Annotated in this window: 11 protein-coding genes, 1 tRNA gene and 1 pseudogene; 10 read left to right on the top strand and 3 right to left on the bottom strand. The window is 69.0% G+C overall.

Going from position 1 to position 17,758, the window contains the following annotated elements:
- Nucleotides 1-17: 17 nt before the first annotated feature.
- Nucleotides 18-992 carry a Bug family tripartite tricarboxylate transporter substrate binding protein gene (locus tag U5N23_RS31970; RefSeq protein ID WP_322596696.1) on the top strand — a complete coding sequence of 325 codons (975 nt, stop codon included), beginning with the start codon at nucleotides 18-20 and terminating at the stop codon, nucleotides 990-992.
- Nucleotides 993-1,024: 32 nt separating this feature from the next.
- Here the strand turns inward: U5N23_RS31970 and U5N23_RS31975 are convergent, their stop codons facing one another.
- A complete protein-coding gene (locus U5N23_RS31975; protein ID WP_322596697.1) occupies nucleotides 1,025-1,192 on the bottom strand; it encodes a hypothetical protein in 168 nt (55 codons plus the stop codon).
- 149 nt (nucleotides 1,193-1,341) lie between these two features.
- A complete protein-coding gene (locus U5N23_RS31980) occupies nucleotides 1,342-3,795 on the bottom strand; it encodes a UvrD-helicase domain-containing protein (RefSeq protein ID WP_322596698.1) in 2,454 nt (817 codons plus the stop codon).
- 31 nt (nucleotides 3,796-3,826) lie between these two features.
- Here U5N23_RS31980 and U5N23_RS31985 point away from each other — a divergent pair, with 31 nt between their 5' ends.
- Both U5N23_RS31985 and U5N23_RS31990 read left to right on the top strand, forming a co-directional pair.
- Entirely contained in the window at nucleotides 3,827-4,543 is a 717-nt protein-coding gene (locus U5N23_RS31985) for a hypothetical protein (RefSeq protein ID WP_322596699.1), read from the top strand.
- A gap of 228 nt (nucleotides 4,544-4,771) precedes the next feature.
- Entirely contained in the window at nucleotides 4,772-5,749 is a 978-nt protein-coding gene (locus U5N23_RS31990) for a GMP reductase (RefSeq protein ID WP_322596700.1), read from the top strand.
- Between the two features lie 33 nt (nucleotides 5,750-5,782).
- On the opposite strand, the gene U5N23_RS31995 is transcribed toward U5N23_RS31990, so the two are convergent.
- Nucleotides 5,783-6,679, bottom strand: coding sequence for an alpha/beta hydrolase (locus U5N23_RS31995; RefSeq protein WP_322596701.1), 897 nt, complete (start codon nucleotides 6,677-6,679; stop codon nucleotides 5,783-5,785).
- Between the two features lie 123 nt (nucleotides 6,680-6,802).
- On the opposite strand from U5N23_RS31995, the pseudogene U5N23_RS32000 reads away from it, so the two are divergent.
- The 7 genes and pseudogenes from U5N23_RS32000 to U5N23_RS32030 all read left to right on the top strand — a co-directional run.
- Nucleotides 6,803-7,702, top strand: a pseudogene (locus tag U5N23_RS32000) (NAD(P)-dependent oxidoreductase); the annotation flags it as partial.
- An 89-nt stretch (nucleotides 7,703-7,791) separates the two neighbouring features.
- Nucleotides 7,792-7,867: transfer RNA gene (locus tag U5N23_RS32005), tRNA-Lys, on the top strand.
- A gap of 483 nt (nucleotides 7,868-8,350) precedes the next feature.
- Nucleotides 8,351-10,690, top strand: coding sequence for a cellulose biosynthesis cyclic di-GMP-binding regulatory protein BcsB (bcsB, locus tag U5N23_RS32010; RefSeq protein ID WP_322596703.1), 2,340 nt, complete (start codon nucleotides 8,351-8,353; stop codon nucleotides 10,688-10,690).
- Nucleotides 10,683-11,834 carry a cellulose synthase complex periplasmic endoglucanase BcsZ gene (bcsZ, locus tag U5N23_RS32015; RefSeq protein ID WP_322596704.1) on the top strand — a complete coding sequence of 384 codons (1,152 nt, stop codon included), beginning with the start codon at nucleotides 10,683-10,685 and terminating at the stop codon, nucleotides 11,832-11,834. The genes bcsB and bcsZ overlap by 8 nt, the downstream gene beginning before the upstream one ends.
- 5 nt (nucleotides 11,835-11,839) lie before the next feature.
- Nucleotides 11,840-15,736, top strand: coding sequence for a cellulose synthase subunit BcsC-related outer membrane protein (locus U5N23_RS32020; RefSeq protein WP_322596705.1), 3,897 nt, complete (start codon nucleotides 11,840-11,842; stop codon nucleotides 15,734-15,736).
- Nucleotide 15,737: 1 nt separating this feature from the next.
- Nucleotides 15,738-17,573, top strand: coding sequence for a cellulose biosynthesis protein BcsE (gene bcsE, locus U5N23_RS32025; RefSeq protein ID WP_322596706.1), 1,836 nt, complete (start codon nucleotides 15,738-15,740; stop codon nucleotides 17,571-17,573).
- Entirely contained in the window at nucleotides 17,570-17,743 is a 174-nt protein-coding gene (locus tag U5N23_RS32030; RefSeq protein ID WP_322596707.1) for a hypothetical protein, read from the top strand. The genes bcsE and U5N23_RS32030 overlap by 4 nt, the downstream gene beginning before the upstream one ends.
- Nucleotides 17,744-17,758: the final 15 nt, after the last annotated feature.

Below are 17,758 nucleotides of genomic sequence, written 5' to 3' on the forward strand. Positions count from 1 at the left end.
CGCGACAGGAGACAAGAATGCGCAGAACAATGGTGATGAAGACGATGCTGGTGCTGGCCGCCGGGGCGCTGCTGGCCGGCAAGGCCCTGGCCCAGGGGGCCGAATGGCCGAACAAGCCCATCAAGATCGTGGTGGGCTTTGCACCCGGCACGCCGCCCGACATCTTCGCCCGCATGTACGGTGAGTACGCAGGCAGGAAGCTCGGCGTGCCCGTGGTGATCGACAACCGGCCCGGCACGGCCGGCAACCTGGCTTCGGACACGGTGGCCAAGTCGCCTGCGGACGGCTACACCTTTGTGTACAACCTGTCCACGGCGTTCACGATCAACCCCTTCATCTACAGCAAGCTGCCCTTCGATCCTGACAAGGACCTAGTGCCCGTGGCCACCACCATGCGCCAGGGCCTGGTGCTGATCGCCACCAACAAGTTCCCCGCCAAGACCGTCAAGGACCTGGTAGCCGCCGCCAAGGCCAAGCCGGGCACCTACTCGCACGCCTCGTACGGCGCGGGCAGCCCCTCGCAACTGATCGTGGAGTCGCTCAAGGATGAGGTCGGCATCGACATGCTGCACGTGCCCTACCGCGCCAGCCCCATCGCCGACCTAGTGGGCGGCCAGGTGGACACGCTGATGGAGCCCATCGCCACCGGCTACCAGCTCATCAGCAGCGGCAAGGTGCAGGCACTGGCCTACTCGGGCCCCACGCGCCACCCGGCCCTGCCCGATGTGCCCACACTGTCGGAAGTGATGCCGGGCTTCTCGATGATGTCCTGGCACGGCATCTGGGCGCCCGCCGCCACGCCGCAGCCTATCCTGACCCGCTTCAACGCGTTGCTGGTCGAAGCCAGCAAGGACCCCGACCTGTCGCGCCGCATCAAGGAGCTGCACAGCGAGCCCCTGGGCGTGACACGCACCGAGATGGCGGCCATGGTGCGCCGCGATGCCGAGATCTACAGCCGCGTGGTCAAGGCACGCAACATCAAGGTGGACTGAACGGGCCGCCGCTGGCTGGAAAAGGCAGCGCGCTACCGGGTAGGCGCAGGTGCCGGAGCAGCGGCAGGGGCAGGGGCCGGCGCCTCCTGGGCCTTGGGCTTGGGCACCTTGTCGCAGCCAGCCAGGGCCAGGGCCAGCGCCAGGGCACAGGCGCCGGCCAGGGCGGCGCGCGACAGTGGGGATGATGGATGGCGGAGCATGGGCGGGACCTCCTGGCCGTCAAAGCAGAGGGCCTGCGCCGGACGGCGCGCGCGCAGGCCGCTGGAGCGTCCATTCTTGCGGCCAAGGCCCGCGCTGTCTGTCAGAAAAGGGCGTCAAAAAGCAGGCCGCGCCAGGGCCTTCACCCCTGTCAATCGACGATGGTCAGCTTGGCCACCGACAGCGCCAGCCACTTGGTTCCGTGGCGCGGAAAGCTCACCTGGGCCCGCGCATCGTCGCCCGTGCCCTCCAGCGCCAGCACCTTGCCCTCGCCGAACTTGGTGTGGAACACCGCGAGGCCCACGCGCAGGCCATGCGAGGGCGCGGCCTTCTGCACCGGCACCGGGGGGCTGGCGAACTGCTCCGAGCGGCCGGAGCCGAATGGGCTGCGATCGCGCTGGCCGAATGTGTTGCTGCCTGCATTGGGCGCATAGGTGCCAAAGCCCTGCTGCTTGGGCGTGATCCACTTGAGCGCCGCCTCGGGCAGTTCATCGAAGAAGCGGCTCTTGATGTTGTAGCGCGTCTGGCCGTGCAGCATGCGTGTCTGCGAATGGCTCAGGTACAGGCGCTTGCGCGCGCGGGTGATGGCCACGTACATCAGGCGGCGCTCTTCCTCCAGGCCCTCGCGCTCGTTGGCCGAATTCTCGTGCGGGAACAGCCCCTCCTCCATGCCACCGATGAACACGCCGTCGAACTCCAGGCCCTTGCTGGCATGCACCGTCATGAGCTGCACGGCGTCCTGCCCGGCCTGGGCCTGGTTGTCACCGGCCTCCAGCGCCGCATGGGTGAGGAAGGCCGCCAGCGGCGACAGCGTTTCGCCCGTGTCGGCATCGACGATGCCGGCCACGGTGGGCAGGGCCTCGTCGGCCACCGGCGCATCGGGGTCAAGCCCCTGGCTGGCCGGGCTTTGCGTGAGGCGGTCGTTGCGCAGCTCGTCTACCGGCAGGGCCACGGCATCGCGGCCAAAACCCTCCTGCGTGACGAAGCTTTCGGCCGCGTTGACCAGTTCCTCCAGGTTCTCGATGCGGTCGGCGCCTTCCTTCTCGGCGCGGAAATGCTCCACCAGGCCCGAGGACTGCAGCATGGTCTCGATGATCTTGCGCAGGTTCATGCCCTCGGTCTGCTCGCGCAGCACGTCGACCATGGCGACGAAAGCCGACAGGTTGGCCCCCGCCTTGCCGGGCACGGCACTCACGCCGTCGTGCAGCGAGCAGCCGGCGGCACGCGCCGCGTCCTGCAGCACCTCGATGCTGCGCGCGCCGATGCCGCGCGGCGGGAAGTTGACCACGCGCAGAAAGCTGGTGTCGTCGTGCGGGTTCTCCAACAGGCGCAGATAGGCCAGCGCGTGCTTGATTTCCGCGCGCTCGAAGAAGCGCAGGCCGCCGTACACCCGGTAGGGCACGCTGGCATTGAACAGGGCCGATTCGATCACCCGGCTCTGCGCATTGCTGCGGTAGAGCACGGCGATCTCCTTGCGCTCGAAGCCGTCGCTCTTCACCAGTTGCCGGATCTCGTCCACCATCCACTGCGCTTCGGCCAGGTCGGTGGTGGCCTCGTACACGCGCACCGGCTCGCCGGGGCCCTGCGTGGTGCGCAGGTTCTTGCCCAGGCGGCGGCTGTTGTGGCTGATGAGGGCGTTGGCCGAATCGAGGATGTTGCTGTAGCTGCGGTAGTTCTGCTCGAGCTTGATCTGTTGCTGCACATCGAACTCGCGCACGAAGTCGGCCATGTTGCCCACGCGCGCCCCGCGAAAGGCGTAGATGCTCTGGTCGTCGTCGCCCACGGCGATCACGCTGCCCCGCGCCTCGAAGCGCCCACCGCTGTCGTTGCCCGCCAGTTGCTTGAGCCAGGCGTACTGCAGCTTGTTGGTGTCCTGGAACTCGTCGACCAGGATGTGCGCGAAGCGGCGCTGGTAGTGCTCGCGGATCGGGTCGTTGTCGCGCAGCAGTTCGTAGCTGCGCAGCATGAGCTCGCCGAAATCCACCACGCCCTCGCGCTGGCACTGCTCTTCGTAGAGCTGGTAGACCTCGATCTTCTTGCGCGTGTCGCTGTCGTTGGCCTGCACGTCGCCCGGGCGCAGGCCCTCTTCCTTGCAGCCGGAAATGAAGTACGCCAGCTGCTTGGGCGGAAAGCGCTCGTCGTCCACGTTGTGCTGCTTGCACAGGCGCTTGACGGCCGAGAGCTGGTCCTGCGTGTCCAGGATCTGGAAGGACTGCGGCAGCCCGGCCGGCTTATGGTGCGCGCGCAGCAGCCGGTTGCACAGGCCGTGGAAGGTGCCGATCCACATGCCGCGCACGTTCACCGGCAGCATGGCCGACAGGCGCGCCACCATTTCCTTGGCGGCCTTGTTGGTGAAGGTCACGGCCAGGATGCCGCCGGGCGTGGTGTAGCCGTTCTGCAGCAGCCAGGCGATGCGCGTGGTGAGCACCCGGGTCTTGCCCGAGCCGGCACCCGCCAGGATCAGCGCATGCCCCGCTGGCAGGGTGACGGCGGCGAGCTGTTCGGGGTTGAGATTGGCCAGCAGGGGCGGTACAGCCGATGGTGCAGCGGGCGTGGGGGGCACCAGGGGATCTGGCGCACCCGGGAACAGGTCTTGTGGGAACATGGGGGCATTGTAGAAAGCGCCACCGCCCGCCATGAAAAACATTGCCCTTGCCGCAGCCATGCTGCTGGCCCTGCATGCGCCCCACCTCGCAGCCCAGTCGAGCTGCAGCAGCGACGGCGTGCCCCGCCCCGTGGCGCTGTTCGAGCGCTTCGTGAGCGCCGACTGCGAAAGCTGCTGGGCCGACAAAGCCACCCCGGCCCCCAAGGCGCCCGGCACCCTGGTGCTGGACTGGATCGTGCCCGGCACCCAGGGTGACAACGCCCCGCTGTCGGCCGCCGCCACGCGCGATGCCCTGGCGCGGCTGGCCGCCCTGGGCCGCACGGCGCCCACGGCGACCGACGTGCACACCGCCCCCGTGCAGGGCGTGCAGGGCAGCCGGCTGCGCGTGTCGCACGGGCCGGCGTTCAACGACTACCTGGGCGCTTCCATCGCCTTCTCTCCTGTGCCCACGCGGGGCGCGACCCCTGCGGCAGGGCCCGATGCGGGCGGTTTCTACCTGCTGCTGGTGGAATCCCTCCCCGCCGGTGCCGAAGGCTCGCCGGTGGCCCGGCACCTGGTGCGCAATGTGTACCAGCGCGCGCTGGACAACCCGCACACCCTGTCCAAGGGCGAGCGCTCGGGCTGGCGTGACTCACGCCCCATCTATATCCCCGAGGGCGCCAAGACCGACCGCCTGCGCCTGGTGGGCTGGGTGCAGGACAGGGACGGCCGCATCATCGACGCAGCCCAGTCGCGCTGCGTGCCGTAGACACCATTTCCTATTGAAGGGATAACAGTAGGGATATACCGGCGCCCGCTGGCGCGGGTAGAATCAATCACCGGGCCCAAGTTTCTTGCAGCCCGGTTTTTTTGTGCCTGCGCACAGCAGGGTTCGCGGCGGCCAGCACGGTCGCAGCCACGGAACCGGTCTCCAAGCCAAGCGCCCACCGCCGTGGAAATTGTTTTGCGGCGTCCTTTTATGGAGCTTGGAAATCTCATGGAAATCTTCGACTACGACAATGTTCTCTTGCTGCCGCGCAAGTGCCGGGTGGAAAGCCGCTCGGAATGCGATGCCGGCGTGGAGCTGGGCGGGCGCACCTTCCGCCTGCCGGTCGTACCGGCCAACATGAAGACGGTGGTGGACGAGACCATCTGCACCTGGATGGCACTCAACGGTTATTTCTACGTCATGCACCGCTTCGACCTGGACAACGTCCAGTTCGTGCGCGACATGCACGCCAAGGGTTGCTACGCCTCGATCTCGCTGGGCGTGAAGCAGCCCGACTACGACACCGTGGACCAGTTGGCGGCTGCAGGCATCACGCCCGAGTACGTGACCATCGACATCGCGCACGGCCATGCCGACAGCGTGAAGAACATGATCGGCTACCTCAAGTCCAAATTGCCCGCGGCCTTCGTGATCGCCGGCAACGTGGCCACGCCCGAGGCAGTGATCGACCTCGAAAACTGGGGCGCCGACGCCACCAAGGTGGGCGTGGGCCCGGGCAAGGTCTGCATCACCAAGCTCAAGACGGGCTTCGGCACGGGCGGCTGGCAGCTGTCGGCGCTCAAGTGGTGCGCCCGCGTTGCCACCAAGCCCATCATTGCCGACGGCGGCATCCGCAGCCACGGCGACATCGCCAAGAGCATCCGCTTTGGCGCCAGCATGGTCATGATCGGCTCGCTGTTCGCGGGGCACGAGGAATCGCCCGGCAACACCGTGGAAGTGGACGGCGCACTGTTCAAGGAGTACTACGGTTCGGCCAGCGACTTCAACAAGGGCGAGTACAAGCACGTCGAGGGCAAGCGCATCCTGGAGCCCATCAAGGGCAAGCTGGCGGGCACCCTGATCGAGATGGAGCAGGACGTGCAAAGCTCCATCAGCTACGCCGGCGGCAAGAAGCTGATGGACATCCGCAAGGTGAACTACGTGATCCTGGGCGGCGACAACGCGGGCGAGCACCTGCTAATGTAAGCACGCCCGTTCTTCACCGGGCCCGGGACAACCTCAGGCCCGCAGCAGGATCAAGGCCATGTGGTGCACATCGTGCCCTGGCTTGGCCAGCGCATCGACGATGCTGAAGTGGTTCAGGCCTTCCTGCACCTGGCAGCGCGGCACGGCGTGCGAGCCCCAGGCGTCCTGCACCAGCCGCGCCTGGCGGATGAACTCCGGGCTTTCATCGCCGCCCACGGCGCAGTACAGCATGCCCTGGCCGGGCGCCTGCAGGCGTGCCGGGCTGTACTGCAGCACCTGCTGTTCCGTGAGCTTGAGCGTCTCCTGCAGGAAAGGTGTGTGCATCAGCGGATCGAGGTCGTGCAGGCCCGAGATGGACAGGGCGCTGCGCACCGCGCCATCGGGCAGGTTGCCGATCAGGGGCCAGACGCTGGTGAGCAGCATGGCCGCCAGTTGCCCCCCCGCCGAATGCCCGGCCACCGTGATGCGGTGCGGATCGCCGCCATAGCGCCCGATGTTCTGCCAGATCCAGGCGATGGCCTTTTCCATCTGCCGCATGATCTGGGGAATGCCGACCGGGGCCTCCGGGGTGCCGGGGCACAACGCATAGTTGACCACCACCACGCAGACACCTTCGCGGTTGAAGGCCGGCGCGATGAAGGAATGGTCCGACTTGTCGAGCGCGCGCCAGTAACCGCCATGGATGAAAACCAGCACCGGAGCCCCCTTGCTGGAGCCGGGCGGCAGCTGGGTGGTGGGAAAGATATCCAGGGTCTCGCGCGTGCCCTTGCCATAGGCCAGGTCGGCCACGCACGGGTGATCGGCCCGCACCTGGGCCGATTCCTGGGCCCAGCGGGCGAAGTAGTTCACGTGCTCGGGCACCAGCGCCCGGTTGTTGTACATCAGCTCGAGCCAGGCGGGGTCGTGCGGCGTTTTGGTGTCCAGGGCCATGGGTTTGTTCTCCTCGTCGTCCTCGTTACATCATCCCGGCAAGTGGCGCCGACTGCAAGCCCGATGACAGGCTGGCAGCGCGAAAACCGCCGATGATGGCGCCAGAGACAACCGCACCAGGAGACAGACACCATGAACAACAACACCCCTCCCCTGCGCGCCGCCGTCCTGGGCATCGGCATGATGGGCGCGCCCATGGCGCGCCGGCTGCGCGCCGCCGGCCACGAGGTCCATGCCTGGAACCGCACGCGCGAGACGGCCGAACCGCTCGCCGCCTCGGGCATCACCGTCCACTCCGACCTGCGCGCTGCCGTGGCCGGCGCGGACGTGGTGATCAGCCTGCTGGCCAACGGCCCCGTGGTGGGCCAGGTGCTGTTCGAACTGGGCGCGGCGCAGGCCCTGCGCCGCGACGCGCTGTTCATCGACATGGCCTCCATCCAGCCGCGCGAGGCGCGCGACCATGCCGCGCGCCTGGGCGAGATGGGCATCGCCCACCTCGATGCCCCGGTCTCCGGCGGCACCGTGGGCGCCGAGAACGGCACCCTGGCCATCATGGCCGGCGGGCGGCCCGAGGACTACGCCCGTGCCCTGCCCGTCTTCGCCGCCTTCGGGCGCGCCACGCACGTGGGACCGCATGGCGCGGGCCAGCTCGCCAAGCTGGCCAACCAGATGATCGTGGGCATCACCATCGGTGCCGTGGCCGAGGCGCTGCTGTTCGCCGCCAAGGGCGGGGCCGACATGGCCAAGGTGCGCGAGGCCATCGGCGGCGGCTTTGCCGACAGCCGCATCCTGCAACTGCACGGCCAGCGCATGGTGGAGCGCGACTTTGCTCCCCAGGGCCGCATGACGGTGCAGCTCAAGGACATGCGCAACGCCCTGGCGACGGCCGGCGAGATCGGCTTCGACGCGCCCATCACGGCACTCTTCGAGGCGCTGTATGCCCAGGGGGTGGAGCATGGCCTGGGCGAGCTGGACCACAGCGGACTGTTCGTTGAACTGGCCAGTCGCAATGCGATGCAATGAAGATTTTTTTGCCCCGACTTGCCAACCCTGAAAAAACTAGTGCATAATTCGAGGCTCTGCAGCAACGCAGACAGATCATTAAAAGATTTGGGTTCTTAGCTCAGTTGGTAGAGCAGCGGACTCTTAATCCGTAGGTCGAGTGTTCGAGTCACTCAGGACCCACCAAATCTAAGCCGCAAGGCACATGAAGCCGATACTACAAAACGTAGTGTCGGCTTTTTTGTTGGCGCCGCCGACGATGCTGCCGATGCCCCGCCCCCCGGTCTGCGCACGCCACCGATCACGCCCCTTGCTCTCCACGCTCGCCGCCCGGGATGCACGCGCGAAGCCTGCGCGCCGTGCCTGCGTTCGCCCCTCACCGAAGCCTCCCTGGTTCCCGACAAAAGCCAGCGTGAATTTGGCGCGACAGATTTTTGCGCAGAAATTGCATCCAGCAGGCACTTTCCCGCGTACCCCTGCGCAAGGCCCTCAATGCCTCCGTGTTAATTGCAAACTAGTGTCTTCCGCCATTCCATAGCCAAAATGCATCGGTACACTTTGTCATACAGATGACATCGTCGGCAGGCACGTCGCGGGCGTCTCCACCACCCAACCGCCAGAACCCTTCAAAGCCCCGTGAATTCTCGATACACCACCCGAACAGTTCCCTTGCTGGCTGCGCTGATGGCCCTGGGCCTGGTCTCTGCACCCCTTCCCACGGCCAACGCCCAGACGGGCCCCGCCAAGGAATCGACCGCCAGGGAGCGGGCCAAGGCCCGCGCGGCCCGCAACGCAGCCCCGGTGCCCGACAGCCCCGCAACGGTCACGGCGGCAGAGCCCACCGCACCCGCCTTGCCCCTGCGCCAGTGGAAGACCAGCCTCAAGGACCTGGGCCTGGCGCGCCCCATCTCCCTGCGTGGCGTGGAGAGCGAAGCCAGTGTCGGCGTGGGTGTGCGGCGTGACGAAGTGGTGGAGGCCGCCCGGCTGCGCCTGACCTTCACGCTCTCGCCGGCGCTGATCCCGAACCTGTCGCACCTCAAGGTGATCTTGAACGACGAGACGCTGCAGACCATCGTGCTCGACAAGGAGCGCCTGGGGACGCCGCAGACGGTCGAACTCAACATCGACCCGCGCTACTTCACCGACTACAACCGCTTTCGCTTCCAGTTCATCGGCCACTACACGATGGAATGCGAGGCGCCCAACCATTCGAGCCTGTGGGCCACCATCAGCAATGAAAGCCAGCTGGACCTGTCGCTGCGCCAGATCCCGCTGCGCGACGACCTGGCCCTGCTGCCCGCCCCGTTCTTCGACCCGCGCGACAACCGGCCGGTGAACCTGCCCTTCGTGTACGGCGCCAAGCCCACTACGGGCACGCTCAAGGCATCGGGCTCGATTGCCAGCTGGATCGGCATGCTCGCCGGCTACCGCGGCAACCAGTTCCCGGTGTTCGAGAACCAGCTGCCACGCCAGCATGCCGTCGTGCTGGCCACCAACGACAACCGCCCCGCCTTCCTGCAGGCGATGGCGCCGGTCACCGAGCCCACCCTGTCCGTGGTGCCCCACCCCGAGGTTCCGGGCGCCAAGCTGCTGCTGGTGCTGGGCCAGGACGATGCGCAGGTGCAGATGGCCGCCGATGCCCTGGCCCTGGGCAAGGCCGTACTGTCGGGGCAGAGCATCGCCGTCAAGTCGCTCGACTACCCCGCCCTGGCCAAGCCCTACGATGCCCCGCGCTGGATCACCACCAAGCGCCCCGTGCGCCTGGCCGAGCTGGTGCAGAGCGCGGCCGACCTGCAGCTGCGCGGCTCGGTGCTCAACGACACGGTGAACGTCTACACGCGCATGGCGCCCGACCTGTTCACCTGGAACGCCAAGGGCGTGCCGCTGGACCTGACCTACCGCTACACGCCCAACAGCGTGTCGGACCACGGCGCGCTGAACATCTCGATCAACAACCAGTTCATCCAGTCCTACCCGCTGCAGTCGCGCGAGGACCGCACCAGCGGCAAGAGCACGGTGATGCTGCCGCTGTTCGACGATGGCAATGCCCAGACGCGTTCGGACCTGAAGATCCCGGCCTTCATGATCGGCGGCGACAACCAGTTGCAGTTCGCCTTCCAGATCCCGCCCAACGACCTGGGCCGCTGCCGCTCGGCACCGCCGACGGAGCTGTACGCCGCCATCGACCCGCAGTCGACCATCGACCTCACGGCCTTCCGCCACTACCTGGCCATGCCCAACCTGGCGGCCTATGCCAACAGCGGCTTCCCGTTCACGCGGGTACCCGACCTGGCGCAGACCTCCATCATCCTGCCCAACCAGCCCACCACGGCGGACGTGGAAGTCTTCCTCACCGCCGTGGGCCGCATGAGCGCCTCCACCGGCTACCCCGGCACGCGTTTCAAGCTGCTGCGCGCGGCCGAGGCCGACAAGGCCGCCGACACCGACATCCTCGTGATCTCCCAGGCCGACAGCGACGGCCTGCTGCAGAAGTGGCAGAGCCACCTGCCGGCCCTGCTGGCCGCGGGCGCGCGCTCCGTGCAGCCGCTGGAGCGCGCCATGGGCTCCTTCATCGACCTGTTCAACCTCGAATCCAACCAGCGCCTGTCGGCATCGGGCGGCCAGGCCATCCTGCAGGGCAATGGCCCGCTGGCCGCCGTCACCGGCTTCGAGTCGCCCCTGTCGGCAGGGCGCAGCGTGGTGGCACTCACGGCCACCGACAAGGAGGCCATGGCCCTCTTGAGCCTGGGCCTCAACGATGCCGGCAAGATCAAGAGCCTGCGCGGCGACCTGGGCCTGATGCGCGGCGACGCCATCGAGAGCTTTCGCATCAAGCCGGTGTACTACGTGGGCGACCTGCCGTGGTGGCAGCGCCTGTGGTTCCACATGCACAGCCATCCGCTGCTGCTGGCCCTGGTGGGCATCGGCACCGGCCTGCTGCTGACCTTCATCGTCTATGCCGCGCTGCGCAGCATGGCCCGGCGCCGACTGGCGGAACGCAATGACTGATTCCCTCCGACGCCGCACTGCGCTGCAGGCCACAGCCGGTGCCGCACTGCTGGCCTGCCTGCCGGCCGCTCTGGCCCAGCAGGCGGGCGCCGGCCGCGCCGTCTGGCCTGCCTGGGATGCCTTCAAGGCGCAGTTCATCAACGAGGGCGGCCGCGTGGTCTCCGATGACGATGGGGGGGGGCAGACCTATTCCGAGGGGCAGGGCTATGCGCTGTTCTTCGCGCTGGTGGCCAACGACCGCCCGATGTTCGACAAGCTGCTGCGCTGGACCGAGAACAACCTGTGCGCCGGCGACATGACGGCGCGCCTGCCGGCATGGCTGTGGGGCAAGCGGCCTGACGGCACCTGGGGCGTGATTGACGCCAACGCCGCCTCCGACGCCGACCTGTGGATCGCCTACGCGCTGGGCGAAGCCGGTCGGCTGTGGAACGAACGCAGCTACCGCGCGCTCTCGGCCCTTCTGGCCGCGCGCGTGCTGCGCGAGGAGACCGCCGACATCCCCGGACTGGGCCCCACGTTGCTGCCCGCACCCAAGGGCTTTGTACAGCCCAACGGCCGCTGGCGCCTGAACCCGAGCTACATGCCCATGCACCTGATGCACTGGCTGGCGGCGGGCGACGCCGATGCGCAGTGGAAGCTGCTGGTGGACAGCTCGCTCAAGGTCATCCGCGGTTCGTCGCCCAAGGGCTTCACGCCCGACTGGACGGTGTACGACGCCAAACAGGGCTTCCTCGTCGACACCGAGGGCAAAGAGAAAGGCCAGGGCACCTACAACGCCATCCGCGTCTACCTGTGGGCCGGCATGATGCACACTGACGCACCGGGCCGCAAGGCGCTGCTCGACACCCTGGCGCCCATGGCCCGCTACGTGCGCGACCAGGGCTATCCGCCCGAATCCATCGACATCCTGACCGGGCAGGCCTCGGGCCCCGCACCCTCGGGCTTTTCGGCCGCGATGCTGCCCTTCCTGCGCGCCGCAGGGGACGACAAGGCCCTGCAAGCCCAGCGCATGCGCCTGGAAGCGCGGCCCCTGCGGCCCACGGCCTATTACGAGCAGGTGCTGGCCCTCTTCGGCCAGGGCGCCTTCGATGGACAGTACCGCTTCACGGCGGCGGGCCAGCTCATCGCGCGGTGGAAGCCGTGACCAGGATGCCCCGCCGGACCCGCCTGTGGCTGCCCTCGCTCACCTTCCTGGCCGCCGCCTGCCTTCCCGCCAGCCACGGCGTGCTGGCCAGCGCGCCGCCCGCCATCGAGGCCGAGCTGCTCAGTGGTGCGCGCCTGTGGGCTTCCAAGAACCGCCCGGACATGGCGCGCCAGCTGGTGGACAAGCTGCTGGCGATGGACCCCTATTCGCCCCAGGGCCTGGGCACCCTCGGTGACCTGGCCCTGCGCGAGAAGAAGACCGAAGAGGCCCGGCGCATCCTGGAGACGCTGCGCACCCGCCACCCCCAGCACAAGGTGACCCGGGAACTCGAAGCGCTGGTGCGCGTGTACGGCCCCGACCGTGAAAAGCTCTCGCAGATGCGCCTGATGGCGCGCGCCGGCCGCAAGGCCGAGGCCGCCGACCTGGCGCGCGAGCTGTTTCCAGAGGGTCCGCCCGAACTCGGCGGCCTGGCCCTCGAGTACCACCAGATCCTGGGTTCGGGCGCCAAGGGCGGCGGCGAGTCCGTGCGCCAGCTGGGCAAGCTCTACCAGGACACGGGTGAGTCGCGCTACCGCCTGGCGCAACTCGAAATGCGCATGTACGGCGGCGAGAACCCCAGCGCCGTGGTGCAGGAGATCGAGGCGCTGGCCAAACAGCCCGACGTGAATGCCCAGCAGCTGCAGGACCTGTGGCGCCGCGCCGTCGACCGCCTGCCCAACACCGCGGCCAACCTGCCGCGCGTGCGCAGCTTCCTGCAGCGCTACCCGGGCGACCAGGCCATGGTGGACCGCCTGGCCGCCATGCAGCAGGCGGTGGAACGCGCGGAGCGCGCAGCCCGCGACCCGGCCAACATCGCGCGCAATGCTGCGCGCCTGGCGCTCGACCAGGGCAACACCGAGCGCGCCGAGGAGCAATTGCAGACCGTGCTCGCGCTGCGCCCCGGCGATGGCGAGAGCCTCGGTAACCTGGGCATGGTCCGCCTGCGCCAGGGCCAGCATGGAGAGGCCCAGGACCTGTTCGGCCAGGCCTTCGCGCTCACGCGCCAGGGCAAGTGGAAGGACCTGCAGGCCACGGCCCGGTTCTGGGGCTACCTGCGCCAGGCCGACGTGGCACTGGAAAAGAACGAACTGGCCACGGCCGCCGACCTGGCGGTCCGGGCCCTGGCCATGCAGCCGAACAATGCCGAAGCCTTGACGACCCTGGCCAGCATCCGCGACCTACAGGGCGAGCGCACCCAGGCCGAAGCCCTGTACCAGAGCGCGATCCGGGCCGAGGCCAACAGCAGCTCGGCCTTGAAGGGCCTGGCCGGGCTGTATGCGCGCACGGGCCGTTCGGGCGAAGCCCTGGTGCTGCTCGAAAAAGCCTCTGCCAGCGACACGGCCCTGGGCGAAAAGCTGGTGGGCACGCAGGCCGACATCCTTGGTGCCCAGGCCGACGAGCACCTGCAGGCCCAGCGCCTGAGCGCCGCCATGCGCACGCTGGAATCGGCCGTGCTGCTCACGCCCGACGATGCCTGGCTGCGCCACCGCCTGGCGCGCCTGTACCTGCGGCTGAACCTGCCGCGCGAGGCGCTGAGCGTGATGGACGAAGGCATCGCGCGGCCACCTGCGGCCGGCACGGATCGCAGCGCCATGCACTATGCGCGCGCCCTGGTGCGCTCGGCCGTGGACAACGACCAGGGCGCCCTCGCCGACCTGGCACAGATCCCTGCGGCCGAGCAGACCGATTCCATGCGGGCCCTGGCGCAGCGCTCCACGGTCAAGTCGCTGGTGGCGCAGGGCGGCGCCAGCCGCAGCCCGGCACAGGCCCAGGCCCTGCTCGACAAGGCCGAGCAGGCGGCGGGCAACGATGCCGAGCTGCTGTATTCGGTGGCCAACACCTGGTTCCGCCGCGCGCAGCCGGCCCGCGGCGTGGCCGTGTTCGACCGCCTGGCCGCGCGCAGCGCAGCGCTGCCGATGGACGTGCAGCTAGACCACGCCCAGTTGCTCAACCGCGCGCAGGACGACGTGGGCCTGGCCGCCCGCCTGCCCGCCTTGCTGCAATCGCCCGGCTGGAGCGCCGAGCAGGAGGCGCGGCTCGTCGCCGTGTACACCGCGCACCGCGAGCGGCTCATCGAGCAGCAGCGCCAGGCCGGCCACCTGGGTGAGGCCCTGCGCCTGGCCCGCCAGCCCCTGCAACTGCCCGACACGCCCGCCACCGCGCAGCAGCGCCCCCAGACGCAGGCCCGCCTGCTCATGGCTGCCGGCGAGTACGCCGATGCCGCTCAGTTGCTGGCCCCGCTGGCCAAGACCCAGCCCGACAGCCTGGAGGTCCGCATGAACCTGGCGGATGCACTGTCGCGCCTGGGCGATGCACGGGGCGCCACCGAGCAGGCCCTGTGGCTGCAGGACCACCTGCCACCCACCGATGCCGGCCAGCAGCTGGCGCTGCTGCGCATCTGGCAGCGCGCCGGCCGCATGGACGAGGCGCGTGCCCTGTCCGCCAGGCTGCTGCAGGACTTTCCGCAGGACAGCGACGTGCTGCTGCATGCGGCGCGGCTCGAGCGCGCCAACCGCAACTACGCGCAGGCGCTGGTGTTTTTCCGCAGCGCGCTCACGCTGGAGACGCGCGGCGCTGCCAGCGCGCCCACGGAGCCCGCCCCAAGCGAATCCGTAGTGGTCGAGCCCCCGCTGGTACTGCAGCAGAGCTATGCGCTCTCGCTGCCCGTGGACACGGCCGTGGTGGCCAAGATCCAAGGCGAGATCGACTCCATCGAAGCGCGCCGCCAGGTGTGGATCGAAGCCGCCCACACGGGCCTGCGCAAGAACTCCACCGATGGCATCTCCAGCCTGCGCGGCTGGGAGCGGCCCGTGGTGGCCTTCATGCCGCGTGGCTACGACGGGCACTACTTCCTGCACGTGGACCGGGTCAAGCTCGATGCGGGCGAACTGCCGGCCGATGGCTCGGACTTCACGGACTTCGGCCAGATCGCGGCGCTGCCGCCCAATTCGCCCTTGGCCTACCGGCGCCAGCGCGGCACGGGCACCAACCTGGGCTTCGGCTTCGTCGGCGACGATTTCCAGTGGGACATCGGCACCACGGGCGTGGGCTTTCCGGTGACCAACCTGGTAGGCGGCATCGCCACAACCGGCGACCTGGGCCGCTACGGCTACAAGCTCGAAGGCTTTCGCCGTCCGATCACGGGCAGCCTGCTGTCCTATGCCGGCGCGCGCGACCCCATCACCGGCCAGGTCTGGGGCGGCGTGGTCGCCACTGGCGCCTCCGGGCGCCTGTCGACCGACTTCGGCCCCTACAGCAGCTCGGTGAGCCTGAGCCTGGCGGCCCTCACGGGCAAGAACGTGGAAAGCAACACCCGCGCCCAGTTGCGCGTGGCGGTGGACCGCGATGTCTGGAAGGGCGACACCAGCGTGGTCAACATGGGCGTGGCCTTCTCGGCCTGGCACTACGGCAAGGACCTGTCGGAGTACAGCTTCGGCCATGGCGGCTACTACAGCCCGCGCAGCTACGCCTCCGTGGCGCTGCCCCTCGAGTGGAGCGGCCGCAAGGGTGCGCTCACCTGGCTGGCACGGGGTTCCATCTCGGTCTCGCGCAGCAGCAGCGGCGATACCGACTACTTTCCGCAGAACGCGCTGCTGCAGTCGCTGGCGCGCGCACGCCTGGCCGAAAGCGGCAGCGTGCCGGTGTACACGGGCAGCTCGGGCTCGGGCTTCGGCCGCTCGTTCCGCGGCGCACTGGAGTACCAGGTCACCAAAAACCTCGCGCTGGGTGCCCAGCTGGAGCTGGACCGCTCGGCCTACTACGCGCCCACCAACCTCATGGTCTATGGCCGCTTCCGCTTCGATCCGGTGCTCGCGCCGCTGGAGAACCGGCCGCGCCCCGTTCAGCCCTATTCGAGTTTCTGACATGTCCTCCGCCCCCTCTTCCCAGCGCACAGCTGCCCCGCCTGCGGGTTGGCTGCGCTCCCTTGCCCGGCTCGTGCGGCCCCCATCGCGTCAGGAGATGGTCGGCAGCGCCGCACCCACGCGCATCGGCATCCAAGGCCTGCCCGACGGCGTGGGGCAGTTGCCGCCGCATGTGCCGGTGTCGCTGGTGGCGGCCGACGACAGCAGTGCCGCGCGGTGGTTCCCGGCCCTCATCGAGGATGCCGTCGCTGCAGGCCCGGTGGCCCTGGTGGCGTCGGGCACCGCCTGGGCGGACGAACTGCTGCTGCGCCCGCCGGTCCGAGAAGCCTATCGCACAGGCCGGCTGATGCTGTGGGTGCTCTCGCCCGGCCTGCAGGCCGAGGTGCGCCGCCACGGCCTGCCGCCCTTGCTGGACGAACTCGGGCGCACGGGACTCAAGGACGAACACGCCCTGTACATCTGCGATGCGCAGGGCCTGCTGACGGGCCTGAGCGTGACCGAGCTGGCGCGCGTGAGCCGCCAGCTCAGTGCGCTGTGCCGCGAGCGGCTGCGCCCCGTGGTGCTGGGCTTCTTGCCGCCGCTTGCGCCCGAAGTGCTGCTGCCCACGCTGCGCAATCTGTGCCAGATGTCCATGCACATCGCCACGCTGCGCACCGAGGCCGACCGCTGGAGCCTGGGGCTGGAGCGCTGGAACACCGATGCCGGCGCCCTCTTCCAGACCGCCTTCGGCCTGCTGCACGATGGCGCATCGGGCCGCCTGGCCGCCGACGGCACGCGCACCCGCGGCGCCGTGCGCGAGCTGGTCGAGGCCGTGGACCAATCGGAGGTGATCGCCACGCGTGCCTCGGTCGATGGCCAGCGCGGCGTGCCCGGCCACTGGCGCATCGTCGACAGCCTGGCCGACATGGAAGTGGCCGCCGCTGCGAGCGTGGCCGCCACGGTGCTGATCGACGCCGGCCAGGCCTCGGACTTCGAGGCGCGCGCGCGCCTGGTGCACCAGTTGCGCCTGTCGCGCCCGCTCACGCTCAAGATCGTGGTGCGCGAGAACCTGGGCAAGCTGCGCACGCACAGCGAGCAGGCCCTGCTGCAACTGGGCGCGAGCGCCGTGGTCTACAAGGAAGTGGGCTTCTCCCGGCTGCTGCAACTGCTGCAGGACATCAACGCCCAGAGCCACACGCGCAAGGTGCACCCCGACTACGAACAGGCGCTGGACAGCTTCATGCCCGCGCGCGAGCGCGGCTACCAGCCGCCGGCCCAGTTCTGCGCCCTGGTGCGCGGCATGCTGGACCGCACGCAGGGCATCGGCCTGTCGCACAGCCTGGTGCGGCTGAACGTGCTGGCACAGATCCCGCACCTCGATGCCCTGCGCGCCTGCCACACCTCGCGCGACGGCGACCTGCTCACGGCCGACCACGAGAGCGTCTACGTCTTCCTGTTCGCCTGCCGCGAGCCCGACGTCGAGCTGGCGCTGCACCGCCTGTTCACACTGCCCCTGACCCAGCTGTTCGCCAGCGAAGCCACGGACAGCACGGACACCGGCATCCGCGCCATGGTGGCCCCCCTGCAGGAATCGGTGCGCAAGGGCCTGCCCGACTACAGCGCTGCGCTCGCAGGCAGCGCCCGGCCCGCCGCGGCACTGCCTGTGGCGCGTGCCGTGCCGGCGGCTACCCCGGTTCTGGCAGGCATGCCGGCCCTGCCGCTGGCGCCTGGCCTGGCGCCCGAGGTGGCCGGCACCGAATCCCGTCCGCTGCTTCCCGTGGCCGCCGGACCTGGCGTGCAGCACCGGCCCATTGCGCGGCGTGCCGTGCCGCGCCCCTCACCGAGGTCGATGGCATGAAGATCCTGATCGAGTTGCTGCTCTACACCGTGCTTGGCGCCCTGCTGGCCTGGCCCTGCTGGCTGCTGCTGCGCCGCGTGCGGCACGCGCGCCGGCCGCTGCGCTGCGTGCAACCCTACCGCCCCCAACTGCCGTCCTCTGGCGCAGTGACCCCGCCGCGCGCGGAATGACCGAACGAATGAAGA

It is taken from the genome of Acidovorax sp., from assembly GCF_034519795.1.
Classification (GTDB): domain Bacteria; phylum Pseudomonadota; class Gammaproteobacteria; order Burkholderiales; family Burkholderiaceae_C; genus Acidovorax.

Bases quoted from the DNA above. Each gene is read 5' to 3' on its own strand.
- U5N23_RS31995 (WP_322596701.1), bottom strand. From the start codon at position 6,679: ATGGCCCTGGACACCAAAACGCCGCACGACCCCGCCTGGCTCGAGCTG.
- bcsE (WP_322596706.1), top strand. From the start codon at position 15,738: ATGTCCTCCGCCCCCTCTTCCCAGCGCACAGCTGCCCCGCCTGCGGGT.
- U5N23_RS31970 (WP_322596696.1), top strand. From the start codon at position 18: ATGCGCAGAACAATGGTGATGAAGACGATGCTGGTGCTGGCCGCCGGG.
- bcsZ (WP_322596704.1), top strand. From the start codon at position 10,683: ATGACTGATTCCCTCCGACGCCGCACTGCGCTGCAGGCCACAGCCGGT.
- U5N23_RS31985 (WP_322596699.1), top strand. From the start codon at position 3,827: ATGAAAAACATTGCCCTTGCCGCAGCCATGCTGCTGGCCCTGCATGCG.
- U5N23_RS32030 (WP_322596707.1), top strand. From the start codon at position 17,570: ATGAAGATCCTGATCGAGTTGCTGCTCTACACCGTGCTTGGCGCCCTG.
- U5N23_RS31975 (WP_322596697.1), bottom strand. From the start codon at position 1,192: ATGCTCCGCCATCCATCATCCCCACTGTCGCGCGCCGCCCTGGCCGGC.
- U5N23_RS31980 (WP_322596698.1), bottom strand. From the start codon at position 3,795: ATGTTCCCACAAGACCTGTTCCCGGGTGCGCCAGATCCCCTGGTGCCC.
- U5N23_RS32020 (WP_322596705.1), top strand. From the start codon at position 11,840: ATGCCCCGCCGGACCCGCCTGTGGCTGCCCTCGCTCACCTTCCTGGCC.
- U5N23_RS31990 (WP_322596700.1), top strand. From the start codon at position 4,772: ATGGAAATCTTCGACTACGACAATGTTCTCTTGCTGCCGCGCAAGTGC.